Here is a 20903-nt window from a genome sequence, read left to right on the forward strand (position 1 = left end):
ATATTATTCCAATACTTGAACACGCACTTCATCGAGGCCGTTATGAAAATTGATTTATCCGCACTGACCACCGAAAGTCGCAACCCGGCGAGCGAGAACATTGACACCCTGTCGACGCTGGAAATGCTGAAGGTCATTAACGCGGAAGACCAGAAGGTTGCGCTGGCGGTAGAAGCACAGCTGCCCGCGATCGCTCAGGCCGTCGATGCGATTACTCAGGCTTTTGCCTGCGGCGGACGCCTGATTTACTGCGGGGCGGGCACTTCTGGCCGCCTCGGTATTCTGGACGCCAGCGAATGCCCGCCGACTTACGGCACGCCACGCGAGATGGTCGTCGGCCTGATTGCCGGGGGCAAAACCGCCATTCTTCAGGCAGTGGAAAATGCCGAAGACAGCCCGCAGATGGCAGAGCAGGACCTGCGTGATTTAGCGCTCAACGAACGCGATATCGTGATTGGCATCGCCGCCAGCGGCCGCACGCCGTATGTGATTGGTGCGCTGAACTACGCCCGAAGCGTAGGCGCGACCACCGGGGCTATCGCCTGCAACCGTGGGAGTGACATTGGCAAACTGGCAGACATCGCCATCGAACCGCTGGTCGGCCCGGAAGTGGTGACCGGCTCCTCGCGCATGAAGGCAGGCACCGCGCAAAAACTCATTCTGAACATGCTGACCACCGGGGCGATGATTCGCTCCGGCAAAGTGTTCGGCAACCTGATGGTCGACGTGGAGGCCACCAACGCCAAACTGTTGCAGCGTCAGGTTAACATCGTGGTACAGGCCACAGAGTGCGACCCGGCTACCGCCGAAGCGGCGCTCAACGCCTGTCATCGCCATTGCAAAACCGCCATCGTGATGATTCTGGCTGGCCTGAGCGCTGATGAGGCAAGCGAAATGCTGACCCGCAACAACGGCTTTATTCGCAGCGCCATCCAGGGCATCGGGAGCAATTAACCATGGCGAAAATCACCGGTCCTATGATTGAGCAACTGCTGCGCCTGGCGGGCGGCAAAGCGAATATCAGCGTATGCGGCAACTGTATGACGCGCCTGCGCCTGACGCTGGTCGATCGCGATGCGGCAGACATTGCGCAACTGAAAGCGGTGCCCGGCGTGCTCGGCGTGATTAACGGCGACGATCAGCTGCAAATTATTCTCGGGCCGGGCAAGGCCCAAACCGCCAGCGAGATGATGAATGACCTGCTGAAAGCGGAAGGCGATGAGCACCCGGCGGCGGCCACAGACGTTGACCTGAAATCGCAGGCCAGCCAGAACAAAGCCAAAATGAAGGGCAAGCAGAACAGCGCGGTGCATAACTTTTTGACCAAGTTTGCCACCATCTTTACCCCGCTGATCCCGGGCTTTATTGCCGCCGGTCTGCTGCTCGGGATAGCCACCCTGCTGCAACAGATTTTCGTTGCCGACAGCGTGTCGCAGGCAGGCTGGCTGATGAGCCTGATTGCCTACATGAAAGTGTTCAGCATCGGGCTGTTTACCTTCCTGAGCATTCTTATCGGCTACAACACCCAGAAGGCGTTCGGCGGCTCGGGGGTTAACGGGGCCATCATCGCCTCGCTGTTTATTCTGCGCTATGTGCCGGAAGGCAAAGTCGGCTATTACGCCGGAATGCAGGACTTCTTCGGGCTGGTTATCGACCCACGCGGTAACATTATTGGCGTGCTGCTGGCCTGTATTCTCGGCGCCTGGATTGAGCGCCAGGTGCGCCGTTTTATCCATGATTCGCTGGATATGATCCTGACCTCTGCCATCACGCTGCTCATCACCGGGGCCATCACCTTCACGGTGATTATGCCGATTGGCGGCGAGCTGTTTAAGGGCATGTCATGGCTGTTCCTGCACCTGAACGGTAACCCGTTCGGCACCGCCCTGCTGGCCGGTCTGTTCCTGATTGCGGTGGTGTTCGGCATTCACCAGGGCTTTGTGCCGGTCTATTTCGCCCTGATGGACGCCCAGGGCTTCAACTCCCTGTTCCCGATCCTGGCGATGGCCGGAGCCGGACAGGTCGGGGCCTCGCTGGCGCTGTACTTCCGCGCCAAACAGGGTTCGCTCCTGCGCACGCAGATTAAGGGGGCCATCTTCCCGGGCCTGTTGGGTATTGGCGAACCGCTGATTTACGGCGTGACCTTGCCGCGCCTGAAACCGTTCGTCACCGCCTGTCTGGGCGGCGCGGTCGGCGGCTTCTTCATTGGGCTGATTTCGTGGCTGGGATTACCGATTGGTCTGAACACCGTCTTCGGCCCGTCGGGCCTGGTGTCGATTCCGCTGATGACCTCTTCGCAGGGGATTTTTGTCGGGATGGCGGTGTACGTGGTGGGGATTTTGATTTCGTATCTTGCAGGCTTTGTTCTGACCTGGTTCTTTGGCAGTAAAAACGTCGACCTGCAATAAGGGCCGACGTTCTCCCCCTTTTAGCCGCCTTTCACAGGCGGCTTTTTTTGGCAGAATTTACTGGTCTTCAATCAGTAACGCTTCGAGCAAATCGAGATCGTGCAGCAGCTTTTGCAGCGTTTCGTTGCTTATCTGACGGGTGGCGCGTAGATGATACAGCTCACCGCGCTCAGAACGCAGCGCCGCCAGACGGAAGCGCCGTTCGAGGCTCTCCTCCAGCATGGAGGTTTCCACATCGTTACGCCCGTCCGCACGGCGGCGGAGGTTACCAATCACTCGCGAACTGACCTCGGTCAGCAGCTGATTGTCGATGTTCTCTTTGGTGTCCTGCGCCAGACGCTCTTCCATCTTCTGAATGGCGACAATCGCTACATCCGCCGTGGCGGCGCGGGCCAGACGCTCCTCTTTGTGCTGCTGAGAATGGTCCGCCACTACGATGTGCCGTAACAGGATGGGCAGCATCACCACGCCGACAAACAGCGAGAACAGAATCACGCCCGCCGACAGGAACACCAGCTCATAGCGCGCCGGGAAGACGTTTCCGTCCGGCAGCAGCAGCGGAATGGACAGCACACCCGCAAGGGTGATGGCCCCGCGCACTCCGGCAAACGAGGCGATCAGCAATTCGCGCGTGCTCCAGCTGCCAAACTCCATCGGTTTTTTATGCAGGAAGCGCTGGCTGAAGCGCTGCATGGTCCACAGCCAGCCAAAACGCACCAGCATCAACGCGATATAAATCAGGATGACATCGGCGAACAGCATCCAGGTCTCGACGTTCGGGTCCGCTTCCGCCGCCACCAGCGAGGTCTCCAGAATACCCGGCAGTTGCAGGCCCAACAGCAGGAACACCATGCCGTTAAACACGAACTCCAGCATCGCCCAGGTACTGTTGGCACGCAAACGCATCGCCAGCGGGGCGGTGCGCATCACGCCCGAACGGGTGATGGTCATCCCGGCGGCAACCGCGGCCAGAATGCCCGACACGCCGATGTGTTCGGCAATCAGGTAAGAGGCGAACGGCAGCAGGAACAGCAGCACAATTTGCGTGGCCGGTTCATCACCGCCCCAGCGGCTGAGGAAGCGCAGCGAGCGCCCGTAAGACCAGCTGACGATAAACCCGGCCAAAATACCGCCGGTCGCCACTTTGACGAACTCCAGCGCCGCGCCACCGACGGTGAACACCATTGTGCCCATCACTACGGCGACGGCAAATTTCAGTGCCACCAGGCCGGACGCGTCGTTCATCAGCGCCTCGCCCTGCAATATGCCCATGATTTTTTTCGGGATGCGCCCTTCCCCGACAATGCCCGACAGCGCCACGGCATCGGTAGGCGACAGCACCGCCGCCAGTGCAAACGCCGGGAGGAGCGGAATGCCCGGCACCGCCCAGTAAATCAGGAAGCCAATGCCCACCACCGTCACCAGCACTAACGCCAGCGCGAGGCCAAAAATCTCTCGTCCATGCTCCAGAAATTCACGGGTCGGCGTTTTCCAGCCGTCGGCAAACAGCAGCGGCGGGATAAACAGAACGAGGAACAGTTCCGGGTCAAACTCAACGTGTAGACCGAACGTTGGCCATGCCAACAATGCGCCGATGGCGATTTGCATCAACGGCAGTGGAACCTGGAAGGGGAGGACGCGGGTAACGACCCCGGAAAGAGAGACCACAAGGGTCATGATCAGTATCGTGAAGAATATTTCCATGCTATCCCTGTTTGCGAATTCTTATTACTTAACCTCTGATAATACGCCCTAAAGCTTATCGCAAAGAACGGCAGGATGTGCCCTAAAAAACAAAAAGGGCGACCCGTGGTCGCCCTCAGTACCCGGCGGCGCTACGCTTGCCTGGCCTACAAAAGTAGGCCCGATAAGCGTTAGCGCCATCGGGCTAAAAGCACTTAGATAGCCCAGCCGCCTGCGTAGAAGGCAACCAGCGCCAGGGCGATAACCACGGTGCCGATGTTCAGCTTGCGCCATTCACCCGATACCACACGGCCAATCACCAGGGTGGCGAAACCAATCATGATACCGGTCACGATGTTACAGGTCAGGACGATGAATACCGCGGTGATCAGGCCTGCCATCGCATCGACGAAATCACCGAAATCGATTTTCGCCACGTTACTCAGCATCAGCAGACCGACGTACATCAGCGCCGGAGCGGTGGCGTAAGCCGGAACCAGATAGGAGAGCGGAGAGAGGAACAGGATCAGCAGGAACAGCACGCCGACGGTGATCGCCGTCAGGCCGGTTTTGCCGCCTGCCGCCGTACCCGCCGCAGATTCGATGTACACCGCCGCAGGGGCCGCGCCCACCAGGCCTGAGAACACGCTGCTCAGCGAGTCGGTGGTCAGCGCTTTGCCGCCGTTGATGATCTGCCCGTCTTTATCCAACAGATTTGCCTGACCGGCGACTGCCCGGATGGTGCCAGTGGCATCAAATACGGCGGTCATCACCAGGGCCAGCACGCTCGGCAGCACCACCGGATTCAGCGCGCCCATGATGTCGAGGCTGCCAATCAGGGAGTTGCCGTGCTCGTCGCTCAGGGAAGGCATCGCGAAGATACCGGAGAAATGCACGGTCGGGTCAAAAATCAGGCCAACAACGGACACGCCGATGATGGTCAGCAGAATGCCACCCGGCACCTTCAGTTTTTCCAGACCGATAATCACCGCCAGACCAATCAGCGACATGATAACCGGGAAGCTCGCGAAGTGACCGAGGGTCACCGGCAGACCATCCAGCGGGTTTTTGATAACCAGACCGACGCCGTTGGCCGCAATCAGCAGCAGGAACAGGCCGATGCCGATCCCGGTGCCGTGCGCAACGCCCTGCGGCAGGTTGCGCAGGATCCAACTGCGGATACCGGTCGCAGAGATGATGGTGAACAGCACGCCCATCAGGAACACGGCACCCAGCGCTACCGGAATGCTGATGTGCTGGCCGAGCACCAGGCTAAAGGCGGTGAACGCGGTCAGCGAGATGGCGCAGCCAATGGCCAGCGGCAGGTTCGCCCACAGGCCCATCACCAGTGAACCGACACCGGCCACCAGACAGGTCGCCACGAAAACGGCCGCTGGCGGGAAGCCTGCTTTACCGAGCATGCCCGGAACCACGATGACGGAGTAGACCATTGCCAGGAAGGTGGTTAAACCGGCAAGGATCTCCTGGCGAACGGTGCTGCCACGAGCTGAAATTTTGAACCAGGCGTCCAAACCGCCGGTACGCGCTGAAGGCGTAGACATAGAAAACATCCCCTGAGAGTTTATGTGACCTGTTCTCTCGACTCTTTCATCAAAAGCAGTCAATAAAAAGGCAGTCCGAAAAGACCTCGGTAAAAAAAAGCAAACGATTATCTGGTTTTTATACTGCCCTTTTCAACTGATGTTTACGCCATTTCGCTAAAATTCGCTTATGACGGCGAAGAAATAGACAACGTGTGCGCAAACGTTATCGTCCATGCGCAATCTGCTTACATTTTTGCGAAAAACTCTTTTCATTTCGCACAGACATTGGTTTTTGTGATGGCTCGATCAGCCGCCGGGGAAATCAAGCGGGCCACCCTGCTGGATAGCACGTTGCCAGGCAGGTCGAATCTCAACGCGCTTTTTCCACGCGCTCAGATGCGGTAGCTCTCCTTGCGCTCCCCGTGCCAGCAAAGCAAATGCCGGGTAGCTCATCTGAATATCCGCCATGCTGAGCTGCTCTCCGGCAAACCAGCTGTTTTGCGCCAGGTGCTGTTCGATAAACGCCGCATGGGTCGCCAGCTGTTTGTTGATATACCCCTTTTGCACGCCCTGCCCCAGTATTTTACCTACCGTGCGCAGGCCAATTGGCACCGGCGGTTTGCCGAGACTGCCAAACACCAGCTTCATCAGCAGGGGTGGCATGAGCGAACCTTCGGCGTAATGTAGCCAGAAGCGGTACTGAATGCGGTCCTGCGGCGAGAGCGGTTTGAGTCTATCGCCCGGATCATACGACTCCTGAAGGTATTCCAGGATAGCGCCCGATTCAGCGAGAATAACGCCGTCGTCTTCCAGCACCGGCGATTTGCCCAGCGGATGGATTTTTTTCAGCGCCTCGGGGGCCAGCATCGTCGGTTCGCGCTGGTAACGCACGATTTGGTAGGGCAGTTCCAGTTCTTCTAAGGCCCAAAGCACGCGCTGGGAGCGCGAAAGATTCAAATGATGCACCGTCAGCATGGCGGACTCCTGTGAGTTGTTCAAAATAACTATAGGAACTGTGGCGAAAGACGGGAAAAATTTCGGCGAAATAATCGCCAACCTCGCTGGCAAAAGTCCGGTTCCGGCATACAATTAAAGTGTCAGTACAAACCGGAACCTCCAACCACTTTTGATCGACTGAGGCGTGCTGATGTCGGGGGAAACCCTCCTGTGAACCAACGGGATAGAGAGAAAGACAAAGACCGGAAAACAACTAAAGCGCCCTCCTGTGGCGCTTTAGTTTTTTCTATTCCTTATCGTCCGGGAAGTGCGCGCCCGGCCCTTTTTCGCCGAGCATATCGCCCGGGTTGCGCAGCGGACAGTCGCGATGCGACAGACAGCCGCAGCCGATGCAGCCATCGAGCTGATCGCGCAGCGCCACTAAGGTGTGGATGCGGCTATCCAGTTCCTCACGCCACTGCGACGACAGCTGTTTCCACGCCTTCGGACTGAGGTTATGCCCTTCCGGTAATACGCCCAGCGCGTCGCTGATGGTCGATAGCGGAATACCTATTCGTTGGGCAATCTTGATGATCGCCACGTAGCGCAGCACGTCACGACGGTATCGACGCTGGTTGCCTTCGTTACGCGTACTCTCAATTAATCCTTTGCTTTCATAGAAATGCAGCGCCGAAACGGCGACGCCGCTACGCCTTGCCACTTCACCGGGCGTCAGCAGCGTTTTAATGCGGGGAGATTTCTTTTCCATAAAGCGCTTTACCTCAAGTTAACTTGAGGAATTATACTCGCCCGCAGACCAAACCACGAACCGAAATTGTGAAAGAGAGGCCGCTTATGTCCCATCACGACATCATTGAAACGCTGATTGAATGGATTGATGACCATATTGATCAACCGCTTAATATTGACGTGGTCGCCAGAAAATCGGGTTATTCGAAATGGTATTTGCAGCGGATGTTCCGCACGGTGATGCACCAGACGCTGGGCGATTACATCCGTCAACGCCGATTGTTGATGGCGGCCGAAGCGCTGCGCACCACTAAGCGTCCGATTTTTGATATTGCGATGGATTTGGGATACGTCTCACAGCAGACCTTTTCACGCGTTTTTCGTCGGGAGTTCGATCGCACCCCGAGCGACTACCGTCATCAGATCTCGGCGTGAGAAACGTGGTGGCCCACCCACGGCGTTGAGCCCTGCTGCCACTGGACAAATTCGTGCGGCGGCATGGCTTTCGCGAAGTGCCAGCCCTGACAGAACTGCACCCCGCGTTTAAGCAGCCAGCTCACCTGCTCGGCGGTTTCGACCCCTTCAGCGATGGTTTTCAGCCGCAGGCTTTGCGCCATCTCGATGATGTGCTCGGCAATCAAATGGCTGGTGCTGTTGGTGGTGAGCGTATCAATGAACGATTTATCGATTTTCAGAATATCGACGTTCAGGGAATAGAGATTGTGCAGGTTGGAATAACCGGTCCCGAAGTCATCAATCGCCACTTCATAACCCGCCTGACGAAACGCCTGGATAACCGGGGTGGTTTTCGGCACATCAATAAATCCGCGTTCTGTGACCTCAATTTTAATCTGCTGCGCACGAACCCGATACGCCTGAGCCTTATCGGAAATCATCGCAATCAGGCGCGATGAGTGAAAATCTGACGCCGACAGGTTGATGGAAACATACAGCTGCGGATTGTGTTGCAGGAAACGCCCGAGATCGGTAAACACCGTTTCCACCACATAGTCCGTCACCTGCTCAATCAGCCCTTCTTTCTCTGCCAGCGGAATAAACTCCGCCGGGCTCATCACTGGCCCATCAAACCCCGGCCAGCGCAGCAGCGCCTCGGCACCGACACACTTATTATGTTTGATATCGATAATCGGCTGATAGTGCAGGCGCAGTTGTTGCTTATTCAATGCACGCTGTAACAGACGCTTCGGCGAATTTAAACGCTGACGGGTACGCGACCAGACTAATAGAATCAAAAGGCTGCAAATTAACCCCAGCGGCAACGTCAGGGTCAGTTGGTGACGCAAGTTCTGGTAATAGCGTGAATCTGGTGAGGAAATAATAACGGCGATGGGCCGATGCTCAGCAAGCGCAATGGTATAAAAACGGTTGTCGCGCTGGAAAACAGACTCAGTGTCGCGGATCAGCGGCATTAAGACGGTCGGGCTGGTGTTTTCACTGACGGAAAAGAACGCATTGGTTTTGGTGTCATACACCCCAAAGGCCAGATCATCGTCCTCAGTGACGATTTCCCCATAGGACAAAGGATTAATCACCGCGACGTAATTTCCACGCTGCATGTAGGTCATTTTATACCCCGGATAAAAGGGGGTATCGCGATAATAATAAATAGAAATATTGGGTTTACGCTGGTAATTCGGTGCAGGCATCGACCAGCCATTATTAGGATGTACGGCGGTAGAACAGATAAATTGATTGCCGTGGGCGTAAATTAAATCGGCGACATACAGACGTCCACGAATGATATTTAACATCTGCTGCTGGTGTTCTGGCGAACAAATAGCGCCGGTGTAACGCTCGGCGGCATCGCGAGCCAGATCGGCCTGCCGAATCACCTGCTCCGTTTTGTTCAGGGCGATACGCGCAAAGGTATTGAGTTGATTATGGGTTTCAGATTCCGCTCTGAGCTGTGAAAACCAAAGCGCAAGCATCACCGGCAAGAGCACGACGATGATCACCCCCAAGCCCCTCAGCACGTAGCTTCGCGCACTCTGATTCATATTCAGCCTGATATCCCTGCATTTTATGTGCCTGTTATTCAGGCTGGACGCTTTCTGACAGGTGATTACGTTGCATGAATCACTCAACATTAGCAACCGTCTTTTAGCTTCAAAAAACGATTATTGAGTTATGACGATAATATTTTCCCGTAAGGCAAACTTAAAGCGGGGCTGACGTTTTTATTAAGTCAGCTATTTATTAAACAACCGTTTAAAATTACTGCATTAATGATGCCACTACCGTTTTCCCACGCCCGGTTCGTTTGGCATCATAAAGGGCGTTATCCACCAAGGTTAATAACACCGCACGTTCATAATGCCGCTGGCAAACAACAAGTACGCCGGCGCTGAAGGATAACGTCAGCGAGGCGTCATCCCGGGTGAAAGGGGCGGCCAACAGCTGGGCGCGCAGCCGGTCGGTAAACGCGATGGCCTCACCGGGGTCGGCGACAGGCAGCAGCAGCAGGAACTCTTCGCCGCCGAGCCGCCCCAATCGCGGCTGGCCCCCACACTGCTCGCGAATACGTTGGCAGAAATAGACCAGCGCCTCGTCGCCCGCCGCATGCCCCCATTGGTCATTGATTTGTTTGAAATGATCCAGGTCGATCATCACCATCGCAAAATGCGTCTCGTGCTGTTCTGCCTGACAATTGTCGAGGCTTTTTTGCAGGTGATCGAGAATAGCCAACCGGTTATAACAGCAGGTCAGCGCGTCGGTCGTGGCCTGGAACGCCAGCAAATTCTCAGTACGTTTGCGCTCGGTGATATCCACGCCAATATTCATGATTTCGCCGTCGGACAAGATAATATTGGACCACAGCGTCGCCAGGACAGCTCCGTCACGGCGTTGCGGGTACCATTCATGCATCTCAAGCGAAGGCGAGGTATTGATGGTTTCGCGCACCCGCTGGCGGACCTCCGGATCGGGATAAAACAGCGCCAGCGGATCCGCTTCACGATTAACTTCCTCCAGCGTCCAGCCGAATACCCGCTCGCATTCACCGTTCCATAAGGTACAGCGATTATGTTTATCAAAAGAGTTCATTAACACCGGCGCGCGGTCAAACAGAATACGATATTGATTGATAATATTTTTAAGCTCAACGGCGGTGCGCTCCCGGGATATTAGTTCGGTCATTGCGTCATGCAATTTTTCAGCAATAATCTGCGCCACGCTGCGCAATACTGCGGGCGCTAATAAAGGCTGATCAAACGCCAAAAATAGAAAGGCGCGGGCATCATCCTGCAAGGGGAATATACGGCAGAGCACGCCGCATTTTAATTCCTGCGCCAAAGGATGATCCTCAGGATAGAGCAACCGACCGACATTTTTGTGCCAACACTTGACCCGCCACGGCGCCCGATGCTGGCGCAGCTCAGCCAGCAAACGTTCGGCGCTATCGTTGGGTAGCGAATCGCCCAGCACTTCCAGATGCCGTAGCTCGTCAGTTTCCAGCATTATCCAGGACATACGTGCCTCAAACACGCCGTGAATCAGCTGCAAAACGTCGGCCAGCCGTCGGTGTGCCGACAGCCCGGGCATGAGTTTGGCCAGTCGATGCAGACTGAGTTCTGCATCGTTAATTGCTGTGTGTAGTCTCTCTTTTTTCATTTTTTCAATCACAGGTTCGTTAGTGTCGAAACCCGCAATGAATAAATCAGATACTGATTTGCATGATTAAGCACAGGTTAATCATTAAAGTGTAAGCTCAGGGTAACAAAACACACTGTGTTGTCTTAAAAGAATTACAAAAAATAAAATAGTCAATAAAATCAATAGCTGATTAATTGATCGCAAGTAAAAATTATTGTCCAGAAAGCATAAGCCAACTATTTCATAATGTAAATATTGTACAAATGCTTAAACGTTGTGACGATTTGCTATCCCACTGAATTACCAGATAACCCTTCCCAAAAGGCGCGGAGAATATATTCTTCCCATCAATGGTTCCCACAAAATGTCTGCTTGCAGAGTATGAAAATTTTCATCCTGACAGTGGCGAATAAAACAACAAACGTGATATAGTTCACATATTCTTGTGAAACGCGAAACAGTGTTTCATTGTATTGGTCGATGCCTGCCGATAGTCAGAGGGTATGTTTCATGGTTTCAGTCACCACCGGCGTGGTTCTTCTTCGCTGGCCAATCGTTAGCGCCGTGCTGATGTTTCTCGCCAGCACCTTAAAAATTCAGCTCCGAAAGTCCGATTACGCCGGGCTGGCAGTTATTTGCAGTTTACTCGGTGTCGTCGCCTCGTGCTGGTTTGCCACTGGCCTGTTGGGGATTACCCTGCACGATATGTCCATCGTCTGGAACAACATTAAAGACGTAATGATAGAAGTGATGAGTCAGACTCCGGTCCCGTCAGAATGGCCAATGGTCGTGACCTGACAGGCGACATCCGCACCACACTGCTTTCCCGCGAGGGTGAAAGGCCAGTCATGCAAGTGACTGGCCTTTTTTGCATCTTATGGATCTGAAGAAGTGAGAGCATGAACCGGGTTTCATGTAACGCAACAACATGTGAACTGGCTTACATTTTTGACCTCTATCACACTTTATAGTGACTTCACGGTTTAGAGGGCACATTTCATCATTATGGCTTCCATTAAAGATGTCGCAAAAAAAGCAGGAGTATCAACGGCTACCGTATCGCGGGTGCTGAACAATCATCCCAGCGTGGTGCCAGAAACACGTCAGGCGGTGCGGGATGCGATGGATTACCTGTGTTATGTGCCCAGTAAAAGCGCGTTTCAACTGAGCGGTAAACGTTCTGGTCTGGTAGCCGTCGTTCTGCCGAACCTGGTTAACCCGCACTTTTGTGAACTGCTGGCCACCTTTGAGGAAGAAGCGCGATACATTGGCAAGACGGTGATCGTGAAAACACACCAGAACCAACCGCAGCAGGATAAACAGATTATTCATACCCTGATCGGGATGGGAATTGACTGTCTGCTGTGGATCCCCACAGAAGCGGAAGCGGAACTTGCGGAGTGGCTGGCAGCCACCCACATTCCGGTTGCGGTTGTGACACAGGTTTCTCGGTTTTTTAACTCGGTATCGATTAATCAGAGCAAAGGCGCGGAAAATATTGCCGAGCATTTTATCCAGACCGGACACACCGCCTTAGGTTTTATTGCACAGGAGGGCGTCGACAATCGTAAAGTGTCAGCCTGGAGCAAAAAGATCACCGGCTACGGATTAGCCCTTAACCCACAGAATCAATTCTGGATAGCGAAAGGCGAAGGTGAAAAAATATCTGGGCATATCAGTATCCTGGATGACATTATCGAAAGATTAGCCAGCCGGGAAACGGTATGTACGTGCCTGATGGTCTATAACGATGTTGCCGCCAGTTATATTATTGATGGGTTAAACAATAAGGGCATATCCGTTCCACAGGACATTGCCATCGTCAGTTTCGATAATACGTTATTGGCGCAGACGAAAAAAATCACCAGCGTTGCACAACCGATCAATGAGATCGCACACCTGGCGTTCCAGATGGTCAGCAATAACAACAAGCAGGAGAGTATCGAAATGTATGAAATAGTCTCGCGCTTAATTATTCGTGAGAGCAGTATCAATCTTAATATTACTACGCTGTAAGTTTTACATTTCTGAACACCATGAATTTTGAAGGAGAGATAATACTCCCCTGTATTTACTCCGGCATGGGTCGCAATACTCCATGCATTGTATTTATGACAGAACAATATTGAGGGATATTTATGTCTGCTACAGTAGCAGAAAAACACAGTGCTTATGAAAAATTGAGCCTCAAAGAAAAGATCGGCTACGGTATGGGTGATGCCGGTTCCTGTATGATTTGGAGCGTGCTGGCGCTCTATTTAACCTGGTTTTATACCGACGTGTATGGCCTTGATCCTGGAATTGTTGGCACCCTCTTTCTGGTGATCCGTATTTTTGACGCCTTTAGCGATCCGGTCATGGGCGCAATTTGCGACCGTACCCGAACCCGCTGGGGTAAATTCCGGCCCTGGCTGCTGTGGATGGCCGTGCCATTTGGCCTTGGCGCAGTGTTAATGTTCACCACGCCCGACCTGAGCATGAACGGAAAAATCATCTATGCCTGGGTCACCTACTTAGTCATGTCATTGATTTATACTGCCATCAATATCCCATATTGCTCGGTAGCAGGCGTCATTACCCTCAACCAAAAAGAACGTCTGGGCTGCCTGTCATGGCGCTTCTTCCTCAACGGCCTGGCGACACTTATCGTCTCCTCCTCGATTTTACCGTTAACCGACTGGCTGGGTGATGGCAACCGGGCGTCCGGCTTCCAGGGGACGATGATGATCATGGGCGGCGCAGCGACGTTAATGTTCCTGTTCTGTTTCTCCAGTATCAAAGAGCGCGTGGTCTCCATTAAAGCCAATGACACCTTAAGGAAGGATCTCAAAGACATTATTAAAAATGATCAATGGCTGTTAATGATAACGATTACCTTCCTGAACGTTTTCCCGGCTTTTATTCGCGGGGCGGTGACCATCTATTATGCCACCTACGTGATGCAGGCCTCCGTTGGATTTATCACCTTCTTTATGGCCCTCGGCGTGGCCTGCAATATGTTGGGTAGCGTTATTGCAAAACCGCTGACCGATCGTTTTGATAAAATCAAACTGTTCCGTATTATTAATATTATTCTCGGCATCCTTTCTTTCGCCCTGTGGTTTGTCGATCCACATTCACTGACGCCACTGCTGGCACTGTTTATTGTGATTAATATTCTGCACCTGATTCAGTCTGGCCCTATTTTGTGGGCAATGATGTCTGATGTCGACGATTACGGTGACTGGAAATTAGGCAAACGCCTGACCGGTATTTCGTTTGCCGGAAACCTGTTCATGCTGAAAATGGGCCTGGCCGTCGCTGGGGCAATTGTCGCCTGGATCTTGTCGTACACCGGTTATATTGCCAATAAGCCGCAGCAAAATGAACAGACCTTACAGGGCATTATTATCATGTTCTCGTTATTACCGATGGTGAGCTATTTCATCAGCGCCTGGATAGTGCGCTATTTCAAACTGAACAACACCTTGCTCGAAACCATTAAAGTCGATCTTGCGAAACGTGAACTGCAAAACAGCACTGCCCAGACTCAGGAGTATAAAGATGTCCCTGTCGTTTAATGTTAAGCAAGGCCAGCGGATTGATTTATGGCTGAAAGAAACAAAGCCAGCCAGCTTCCCTCTGTTTTCCATCCGTATGGAAAATGAGGTGCTCTTTAAAATCACCACCGCGCCCCGCTACTACCACTATTTTACCTGGACCGCATGGCAGGACGGAATAGCCAGCCTGGAGTGGTTGCCTGAGCACTGCGAGATCTCGCTGTGCTATACCTGGCATCCGGATACGCTGCCCGAAAACGGGGTCAGTTTCATCGCCACTCAGGACAACGCCCTCCGGTTGTTGAGCGACTCCGATATTGCCAACGGCTATTTGCAGGATCCGTTACGCCCGGCGCTGCATTTTTCTCCACACACCGGCTGGATGAACGATCCTAATGGCCTGCATCGCAAAGGCGACGAATGGCACCTGTTTTATCAGTATCACCCGCACAGCACCCAGTGGGGGCCAATGCACTGGAACCACGCGGTGAGCAAAGACCTTTATCACTGGCGACACTACCCGGTCTTTCTCCAGCCGGAACAAAATCTGGCAGCTCTGGGGGCGACAGGCGGTGCCTTCTCCGGTAGCGCGTTTATTGATGCGCAAGGGCAAACCCGTTTCTGGTATACCGAGCGACTGCCCGCTTACGATTTATATCGCGGCTACCGCGAAATTCAGAAAATGGCCGTGCCGCTGCAAAGTTACGACAAACCCGCCTCAGTGAAAACGGTCCTAACGGAGCTGCCTCCCGGCGTCGACTGTGATTTCCGCGATCCGAAAGTCTGGTATGAAGAGGCAGATGCCACCTTCTATATGATCCTCGGTGCCGCCGTAAACGGCGACCCGGCAATGCTGCTGTTTCACTCCACAGACAGTGAAAGCTGGGCGTTTCACCATGTGCTGTACGTGGCCCCGGCCTACTTTCGCGAAAACGGTGGCCGCTGCGTGGAATGTCCGGACTTTTTCTGTCTGGATGGCGTGTGGGTGTTAATCATCGGCGTCGTAGGCTATACCGAACCCGTCACCGGCCGTCACAACCTGCTGTTTGCCCAAACCGGCGATTTCCGCGACGGCTATTTCACCCCATCAGCACACCCGCTGCAAATGCTGGATTTCGGCACCGATTTCTATGCCCTGCAAACCTGGGGTGAAGAAGATGCGCGTACCGGCTTTGCCTGGCTGTATAACTGGGCCACGCAAAAAAGCGTCGACTCTAGCTATTGCGGCGAAATGTCTTTACCGCGCCGCTTTCATCTCAATGCGCAACGGCAGCTCTGCATGACGCCTGTTTTACCGCCCGAATCACTGATCATCGGTCAGACCAGACTGGCTGATAACGTTGCCTGGTCGGAGACTAAGGGCAGCAAAGCCTGTGCGATCGCGTTTAGCCCGACAGCCGCTTTTTGTCTGACCCTCAGCGGAGACAGCGGTCAGGAAATTGTTCTCGAATATGACGGTAAGTTGCTGACGCTGCGCGAAAAAGGTCAGGATGATGGCCGATATCATGCGCCAGTGGCGAACGTGGAAGATGTCACGCTGTGCTTCGACGCCGGGATCGTTGAAGTCTTTGCCAACGCGGGCAGCATCTGCGGGACGCGACGTTATTATTCATGCAGTACGCTGACGCAAATACACCTCACGGGCACCCCGGCCATAGTCACCCACTATCGTGCTGCTTATCCGCAGTAATAAACCTGTTTAATTTAATGTCACAGAAGGACTTAATATATGTCGAGTAATAATTATTACGATGTCACGGAATGGGACACAGGTAATCCGTACACTGACATTGGTGAAGTGATTAATAGCATGATTGCCGATATTAAAAGCCGACAAACTGACACCAATGCGAATGAAGGTGGTAAACCCGGCGCGGTAATTTATATTCCACCGGGTGATTATCATCTTCTCACTCAGGTGGTGATAGATATTAGCTATCTGAAAATCATGGGTTCCGGACATGGTTTCACCTCGTCCAGCATCCGTTTTAATACTCCCAAGAGTAATTGGCCAAACTGGCACGAGTTATGGCCGGGTGGCAGCCGTATTCTGGTAGATATGTCACCGGAAGATGGCGCAGCGGAATCCGCCGGGGCCGCATTCTATATCGCCCGCAGCGGAGATCCGCGAATAAGCTCCGTCGAATTTGCTGACTTCTGTATTGACGGTTTGCACTTTGTCGATGACAACTCTGGCAGCAATGACCCGGAGAACAGCTACCTTAACGGTAAGACCGGCATCTACATTGCCAGCGCGCAGGATTCCTTCCGTATCAGCGGCATGGGGCTGGTCTATCTTGAACACGGGGTGACAATTTATAATGCTGACGCCCTGGCTATCCATAACAACTTCATCGCTGAATGTGGGAACTGCATCGAGTTACGCGAGTCCGGTCAGGCATCTAAAATAACCGATAATCTGATTGGGGCAGGTTACCGTGGTTATTCTCTGTACGCAGAAAACTTCGGTGGCCTGTTAATTACCGCCAACAATATATTCCCGCGCGGAAAAAGCAGCGTTCATTTCTCGAATGTGGTTCGCTCCTCAATCAGCAGCAACCGATTCCATTCATTTTACCCTGGCATGTTGATAATGGAGGAAGGCAGTTCTGAAAACCTGGTATCGTCCAACCATTTCTTCCGCGAGCGTGAACCCTGGGCCCCGATGCAGGCCTACAACAATGGGTTAGATGATTTATATGGCCTGCTGTATATCAGTGGCGATAATAACTCGATCGTTGCCAACCATATTTCCGAGACCATTGATACGCAATATATTACGCCAACAGGCGCGACACCGGTCATTATTCGGGTCGTTTCCGGCAAAGGAAATACGATTTCTAATAACCCGATTGTTGCTACTACCGAAACTTCCACCGTGCAGGAGGCAGCAGACGCCAGCGCCTGTTTCTCGACTCAGGTCAACGCGTTGCTGTCTACTCAGGGTCTCGAAGCGCTGACGGTGACTGCCGTGCAGATAGAACCCGCCTCGCAGCAAAATACGGTGCTGGATTCAGGCACTGACGGCCAGGTGGTGATTGATAAAACCGTGAACGCCTTCAGAGCGACACCGACTCCCGGCGCAACGGCGGAAGGACAACGTTAATGGGTGGATATCACATTGCCTGCATTGGTGAACTGTTAATTGATTTTGTCTGCACCGACATTGGACTGGGCCTGAAACAGGGGGCTCGCTTCCTCAAAAAAGCCGGGGGCGCCCCCGCTAACGTTGCCGCAGCCATCAACCGTAGCGGCGGTTACGCGAAGCTGGCGGCGAAAGTCGGCCACGATCCCTTCGGCGATTTCCTGCTGCACACCCTGGAATCTGAGGGCATTGAGCGCACTGGCGTGACGCGCTGCGCCACACCCACTACGTTAGCCTTTGTCGGTTTACAGGACGACGGTGAGCGCGATTTTACCTTTTGCCGTGGCGCCGATGGCGATCTTTCGTGGCGGGATATTCCCGCTGATTTTCTTGATAATGTCGGCATCGTTCATTTTGGGGCCGCCACTGGCCTGTTGGACGGTGAACTTTATGCCACCTATCAGCGCCTGCTGCATGAAGCTAAACAGCGTGGGGTGTTGATCTCATTTGATCCCAATTATCGGGACGGCTTGTGGGGTCAGGATCCGCAACGGTTTATCGCCCGTTGCACGCCGTGGTTTCAGCAGGCGGATATCGTCAAAGTCAGTGAAGAGGAACTGCACTGCATTACCGGGGCGAAGACCAATAGCGAAGGGGGCCGCCAGTTGCACGAGGCGGGTGTCAGCTATGTGGCCGTCACCTGTGGTCGACGGGGAACATGGGTCAGTCATCAATCCGGCGGGCAACAACTCGTCCCCTCTGTACCCGTGGATGCCATTGATTCGACCGGGGCGGGTGATGCGTTTATTGGCGCATTGTTAGCCCAGGTTGCCCAATCCGGCTGCAGGTTAGACGACGAGTCAGAATTCCTGCATGCGGTGCGCTGGGCGAATGTCTGCGGCGCATTGACCTGCACGAAATTTGGTGCCATTGACGCTATTCCACTCGCGCACGACGTGGACACATTCATAAAAAATAGCGAACGCTGAAAAACAAAAAGGCCAGCCATACAAGTGACTGGCCTTTTTGCATCCAGTGCGGCTAAAGATCACTAGCTGTGAGAAATAATCCAATCAGATAATGTGGTATTGCCCTGCTGCTTTGCCAGTGTCGCTGCACTATTGCCTTTTGCGTCGGCGAGGCTGAAATCAGCCCCCTGTTCAAGCAGATATTCTAAAAAGGCTTTGTGCCCAAACAGTGCGGCATACATAGCCGCAGTCTGGCCGATATTATTTTGCTGGTTGACGTTAGTGCGTGGATCGCTAAAAAGAATTTTTGCGCCCGCGATATCCCCCTTAAATGCCGCGCCCATCAGCGCACTTCTTCCGTTATTATCTAATGCTGAAGGGTCAGCACCTTGGGATAACAGATATTCTGCCATGGCATATTGACCATGATAGACAGCCAATATAAGTAAAGTGTAACCCTGTGCATCTGCTGCATTCACGTCAAGACCGGACGCAATCTGGGCTTTTATAACCTTTATTTCACCGTTGCGAGCGGCATCAATCGTCTGGGGACTCAACGCGGCCATAGCTGACTGGATAAAAAAAAGCGCACAAAGGCATGATAAAGAGTAAATTTTTCTCAACGTTATTCCCTGCCTGTTTTCACAGGCAGGCTCCTTAATTTTAGTCAGACAGTGCTTCAGCCATTGTTTTTATCACTGCAACATCATCTTTTGTATGCGTTGCAAGACGCTTTCCATAATCAGTATCGGCACGGTAGAAATAACTCAGCATAGTCTGTCGAACTTGCTGGTTTTTGACCTGCATCAGATCGTTACCCAAGTCTTCAATAAGGTCGTTTTGCTGCTGTGGGCTTAATGAACGGTAATAAACACCTGCCTGCGTAAAATTATCAGTTTTCGCAATAATTTTTTGTTGCACAGTACCATTCAGGGCTGGCGTGCTTTTTTTGTAAGCAGGATCGTCTTTAAAAGCATCGCGGGTAACCGAAGGCTGATAATTCACATCTCCTTTAGTCATTCCCTGGTGTCCACTACCTTCTTGATTATAATTTCGAACCTCTACTTTCGGACGATTGATGGGAATACTTTGGTAGTTTGCTCCAAGACGATACATGTGCGTATCAGCATAGGAGAAGAGTCTTCCCTGTAACATCCTGTCCTCGGACGGTTCAATCCCCGGCACAAGATTAGAAGGATCAAAAGCGACCTGCTCTGTTGTTTCGAAGAAATTTTCCGGAACTTTATTGAGTGTTAGTGTGCCAATTTTTGTTTCGGGTACATTAAGCCACTCTTTCGTGTCATCCAAAGGGTTGTAAGTGAAATTATCAAGCTGTTCTGGCTTGAGCGTTTGAATGTATAAATCCCAAACCGGGTATTCTCCTGCATTAATCGTGTTGTACAGATCGTTGGTCAGATTATTAAAATCTTTAGCTTGTTGCACTTTAGCCTGCGCACCACTATAACCCGCTACCCCCTGGCGACTTTTGAAATGGAATTTAACATAGTTAATTTCACCTTTGCTGTTTACAAACTTGAAGGCATGCACGCCAAAACCATCCATTTTTCGATAGGACGTGGGTATACCCTGATACGAAAAAATACGGGTCAGCATATGGGTACTTTCAGGCTGATGGCTGAAAAAATCATAGTATCTGTTAGGGTCCTGCACATTGGTAACAGGTGATGGCTTAAGTGAGTGAATCATATCTGGAAACTTCATTGCATCACGAATAAAGAATATGGGCTCACTTAAACCGACTAAATCCCAATTCCCCGCTGAGGTATAAAATTTGATGGCAAATCCATGAGGATCGCGTAATTCCTCCGGCGACCCTTTTGAATGGATAACCGTAGAGAAGCGAACAAACACGGGGGTTGTGGTACCTGAGGTAAAGACTGCAGCCTGTGATAAGTCTGTAATGTCCTTTTCTGCTTTGAACACACCATATACCCCCGTGCCGCGGGCATGGACGACACGCTCGGGTATCCGTTCGCGATCGAATCGTTGTAACTTCTGAATCAGGTGACCATCCTGCAGTAGCGTTGGGCCATTAGGTCCGGCAGTTTGTGAGTTTTGGTTGTCACCAACAGCTGCCCCATTATCTTGCGTCATTTGATTATTCATGGCCGCCAAAGCAACAAGGGGTGACATAAACAATAAAATACCACTATTTAAAATCAATTTATTCATAATCCCTACCCTCTCTCGTATAGATACCTATATTTCACCTGGATACCAATTGGTTCTCCTTTCTTATATTTGAAATAAAAACAAAATGCAAAAAAGCAGAATAAAAAAGCCATCAGGCTATTATTTAGAACATTGCATTCTGAAATAACAAAAAACCTGACAAATCATCATCAAACTGATATACA

The 20903-nt window shown here is 52.5% G+C and carries 17 protein-coding genes; 9 read left to right on the top strand and 8 right to left on the bottom strand.

Translation table 11 applies throughout. The features are described 5' to 3' along the window. Positions 1–42: 42 nt before the first annotated feature. Positions 43–954: an N-acetylmuramic acid 6-phosphate etherase gene (gene murQ, locus ACG0Z5_RS08965; RefSeq protein WP_394446590.1), complete on the top strand. Its 912-nt coding sequence runs from the start codon at positions 43–45 to the stop codon at positions 952–954. Positions 955–956: 2 nt separating this feature from the next. Continuing rightward, entirely contained in the window at positions 957–2408 is a 1452-nt protein-coding gene (gene murP / locus ACG0Z5_RS08970) for a PTS N-acetylmuramic acid transporter subunit IIBC (RefSeq protein ID WP_394446591.1), read from the top strand. 57 nt (positions 2409–2465) lie between these two features. Here the strand turns inward: murP and ACG0Z5_RS08975 are convergent, their stop codons facing one another. The 4 genes from ACG0Z5_RS08975 to soxR all read right to left on the bottom strand — a co-directional run bounded on the left by ACG0Z5_RS08975 (position 2466) and on the right by soxR (position 7340). Then, complete coding sequence (locus tag ACG0Z5_RS08975; protein ID WP_394446592.1) at positions 2466–4112, bottom strand: Na+/H+ antiporter; 1647 nt, start codon at positions 4110–4112, stop codon at positions 2466–2468. Positions 4113–4306: 194 nt separating this feature from the next. Continuing rightward, positions 4307–5653, bottom strand: coding sequence for a guanine/hypoxanthine transporter GhxP (gene ghxP / locus ACG0Z5_RS08980; RefSeq protein ID WP_394446593.1), 1347 nt, complete (start codon positions 5651–5653; stop codon positions 4307–4309). A 288-nt stretch (positions 5654–5941) separates the two neighbouring features. After that, positions 5942–6610 (bottom strand): glutathione S-transferase family protein, encoded by a 669-nt coding sequence (locus ACG0Z5_RS08985; RefSeq protein ID WP_394446594.1) that lies wholly within the window; start codon positions 6608–6610, stop codon positions 5942–5944. Positions 6611–6878: 268 nt separating this feature from the next. Beyond that, the gene (soxR, locus tag ACG0Z5_RS08990; protein WP_319627656.1) at positions 6879–7340 is read right to left on the bottom strand and encodes a redox-sensitive transcriptional activator SoxR; all 462 of its coding nucleotides are present in this window, start codon (positions 7338–7340) and stop codon (positions 6879–6881) included. Positions 7341–7426: 86 nt separating this feature from the next. On the opposite strand from soxR, the gene soxS reads away from it, so the two are divergent. After that, positions 7427–7756 (top strand): superoxide response transcriptional regulator SoxS, encoded by a 330-nt coding sequence (gene soxS / locus ACG0Z5_RS08995; RefSeq protein WP_319627655.1) that lies wholly within the window; start codon positions 7427–7429, stop codon positions 7754–7756. Here soxS and ACG0Z5_RS09000 read toward each other — a convergent pair. Continuing rightward, positions 7741–9339, bottom strand: a complete 1599-nt coding sequence (locus ACG0Z5_RS09000; RefSeq protein ID WP_394446595.1) for an EAL domain-containing protein — start codon at positions 9337–9339, stop codon at positions 7741–7743. The two genes, soxS and ACG0Z5_RS09000, sit on opposite strands and share 16 nt — an antisense overlap. 217 nt (positions 9340–9556) lie before the next feature. Next, complete coding sequence (locus ACG0Z5_RS09005) at positions 9557–10951, bottom strand: diguanylate cyclase (RefSeq protein WP_394446596.1); 1395 nt, start codon at positions 10949–10951, stop codon at positions 9557–9559. A 492-nt stretch (positions 10952–11443) separates the two neighbouring features. Here ACG0Z5_RS09005 and ACG0Z5_RS09010 point away from each other — a divergent pair, with 492 nt between their 5' ends. The 6 genes from ACG0Z5_RS09010 (at position 11444) to ACG0Z5_RS09035 (ending at position 18546) form a co-directional block, all read left to right on the top strand. After that, positions 11444–11731 carry a YjcB family protein gene (locus ACG0Z5_RS09010; RefSeq protein WP_394446597.1) on the top strand — a complete coding sequence of 96 codons (288 nt, stop codon included), beginning with the start codon at positions 11444–11446 and terminating at the stop codon, positions 11729–11731. Positions 11732–11938: 207 nt separating this feature from the next. Beyond that, positions 11939–12949 (top strand): LacI family DNA-binding transcriptional regulator, encoded by a 1011-nt coding sequence (locus tag ACG0Z5_RS09015; protein WP_394446598.1) that lies wholly within the window; start codon positions 11939–11941, stop codon positions 12947–12949. Positions 12950–13071: 122 nt separating this feature from the next. Continuing rightward, the gene (locus tag ACG0Z5_RS09020; RefSeq protein WP_394446599.1) at positions 13072–14493 is read left to right on the top strand and encodes a glycoside-pentoside-hexuronide (GPH):cation symporter; all 1422 of its coding nucleotides are present in this window, start codon (positions 13072–13074) and stop codon (positions 14491–14493) included. Then, positions 14477–16162 (top strand): glycoside hydrolase family 32 protein, encoded by a 1686-nt coding sequence (locus ACG0Z5_RS09025; RefSeq protein ID WP_394446600.1) that lies wholly within the window; start codon positions 14477–14479, stop codon positions 16160–16162. The genes ACG0Z5_RS09020 and ACG0Z5_RS09025 overlap by 17 nt, the downstream gene beginning before the upstream one ends. A 39-nt stretch (positions 16163–16201) precedes the next feature. Further along, positions 16202–17578 (top strand): NosD domain-containing protein, encoded by a 1377-nt coding sequence (locus ACG0Z5_RS09030; RefSeq protein WP_394446601.1) that lies wholly within the window; start codon positions 16202–16204, stop codon positions 17576–17578. Further along, entirely contained in the window at positions 17578–18546 is a 969-nt protein-coding gene (locus tag ACG0Z5_RS09035) for a carbohydrate kinase family protein (protein WP_394446602.1), read from the top strand. The genes ACG0Z5_RS09030 and ACG0Z5_RS09035 overlap by 1 nt, the downstream gene beginning before the upstream one ends. Positions 18547–18608: 62 nt before the next feature. Here the strand turns inward: ACG0Z5_RS09035 and ACG0Z5_RS09040 are convergent, their stop codons facing one another. Next, a complete protein-coding gene (locus ACG0Z5_RS09040) occupies positions 18609–19148 on the bottom strand; it encodes an ankyrin repeat domain-containing protein (RefSeq protein ID WP_394446603.1) in 540 nt (179 codons plus the stop codon). A 40-nt stretch (positions 19149–19188) separates the two neighbouring features. Continuing rightward, positions 19189–20718 carry a catalase gene (locus ACG0Z5_RS09045; protein WP_394446604.1) on the bottom strand — a complete coding sequence of 510 codons (1530 nt, stop codon included), beginning with the start codon at positions 20716–20718 and terminating at the stop codon, positions 19189–19191. Between the last annotated feature and the right edge of the window lie 185 nt (positions 20719–20903).

The organism is Scandinavium sp. M-37, from assembly GCF_043558715.1.
Lineage (GTDB): Bacteria > Pseudomonadota > Gammaproteobacteria > Enterobacterales > Enterobacteriaceae > Scandinavium > Scandinavium vulneris_A.

Bases quoted from the DNA above. Each gene is read 5' to 3' on its own strand.
- murQ (WP_394446590.1), top strand. From the start codon at position 43: ATGAAAATTGATTTATCCGCACTGACCACCGAAAGTCGCAACCCGGCG.
- murP (WP_394446591.1), top strand. From the start codon at position 957: ATGGCGAAAATCACCGGTCCTATGATTGAGCAACTGCTGCGCCTGGCG.
- ACG0Z5_RS08975 (WP_394446592.1), bottom strand. From the start codon at position 4,112: ATGGAAATATTCTTCACGATACTGATCATGACCCTTGTGGTCTCTCTT.
- ghxP (WP_394446593.1), bottom strand. From the start codon at position 5,653: ATGTCTACGCCTTCAGCGCGTACCGGCGGTTTGGACGCCTGGTTCAAA.
- ACG0Z5_RS08985 (WP_394446594.1), bottom strand. From the start codon at position 6,610: ATGCTGACGGTGCATCATTTGAATCTTTCGCGCTCCCAGCGCGTGCTT.
- soxR (WP_319627656.1), bottom strand. From the start codon at position 7,340: ATGGAAAAGAAATCTCCCCGCATTAAAACGCTGCTGACGCCCGGTGAA.
- soxS (WP_319627655.1), top strand. From the start codon at position 7,427: ATGTCCCATCACGACATCATTGAAACGCTGATTGAATGGATTGATGAC.
- ACG0Z5_RS09000 (WP_394446595.1), bottom strand. From the start codon at position 9,339: ATGAATCAGAGTGCGCGAAGCTACGTGCTGAGGGGCTTGGGGGTGATC.
- ACG0Z5_RS09005 (WP_394446596.1), bottom strand. From the start codon at position 10,951: ATGAAAAAAGAGAGACTACACACAGCAATTAACGATGCAGAACTCAGT.
- ACG0Z5_RS09010 (WP_394446597.1), top strand. From the start codon at position 11,444: ATGGTTTCAGTCACCACCGGCGTGGTTCTTCTTCGCTGGCCAATCGTT.
- ACG0Z5_RS09015 (WP_394446598.1), top strand. From the start codon at position 11,939: ATGGCTTCCATTAAAGATGTCGCAAAAAAAGCAGGAGTATCAACGGCT.
- ACG0Z5_RS09020 (WP_394446599.1), top strand. From the start codon at position 13,072: ATGTCTGCTACAGTAGCAGAAAAACACAGTGCTTATGAAAAATTGAGC.
- ACG0Z5_RS09025 (WP_394446600.1), top strand. From the start codon at position 14,477: ATGTCCCTGTCGTTTAATGTTAAGCAAGGCCAGCGGATTGATTTATGG.
- ACG0Z5_RS09030 (WP_394446601.1), top strand. From the start codon at position 16,202: ATGTCGAGTAATAATTATTACGATGTCACGGAATGGGACACAGGTAAT.
- ACG0Z5_RS09035 (WP_394446602.1), top strand. From the start codon at position 17,578: ATGGGTGGATATCACATTGCCTGCATTGGTGAACTGTTAATTGATTTT.
- ACG0Z5_RS09045 (WP_394446604.1), bottom strand. From the start codon at position 20,718: ATGAATAAATTGATTTTAAATAGTGGTATTTTATTGTTTATGTCACCC.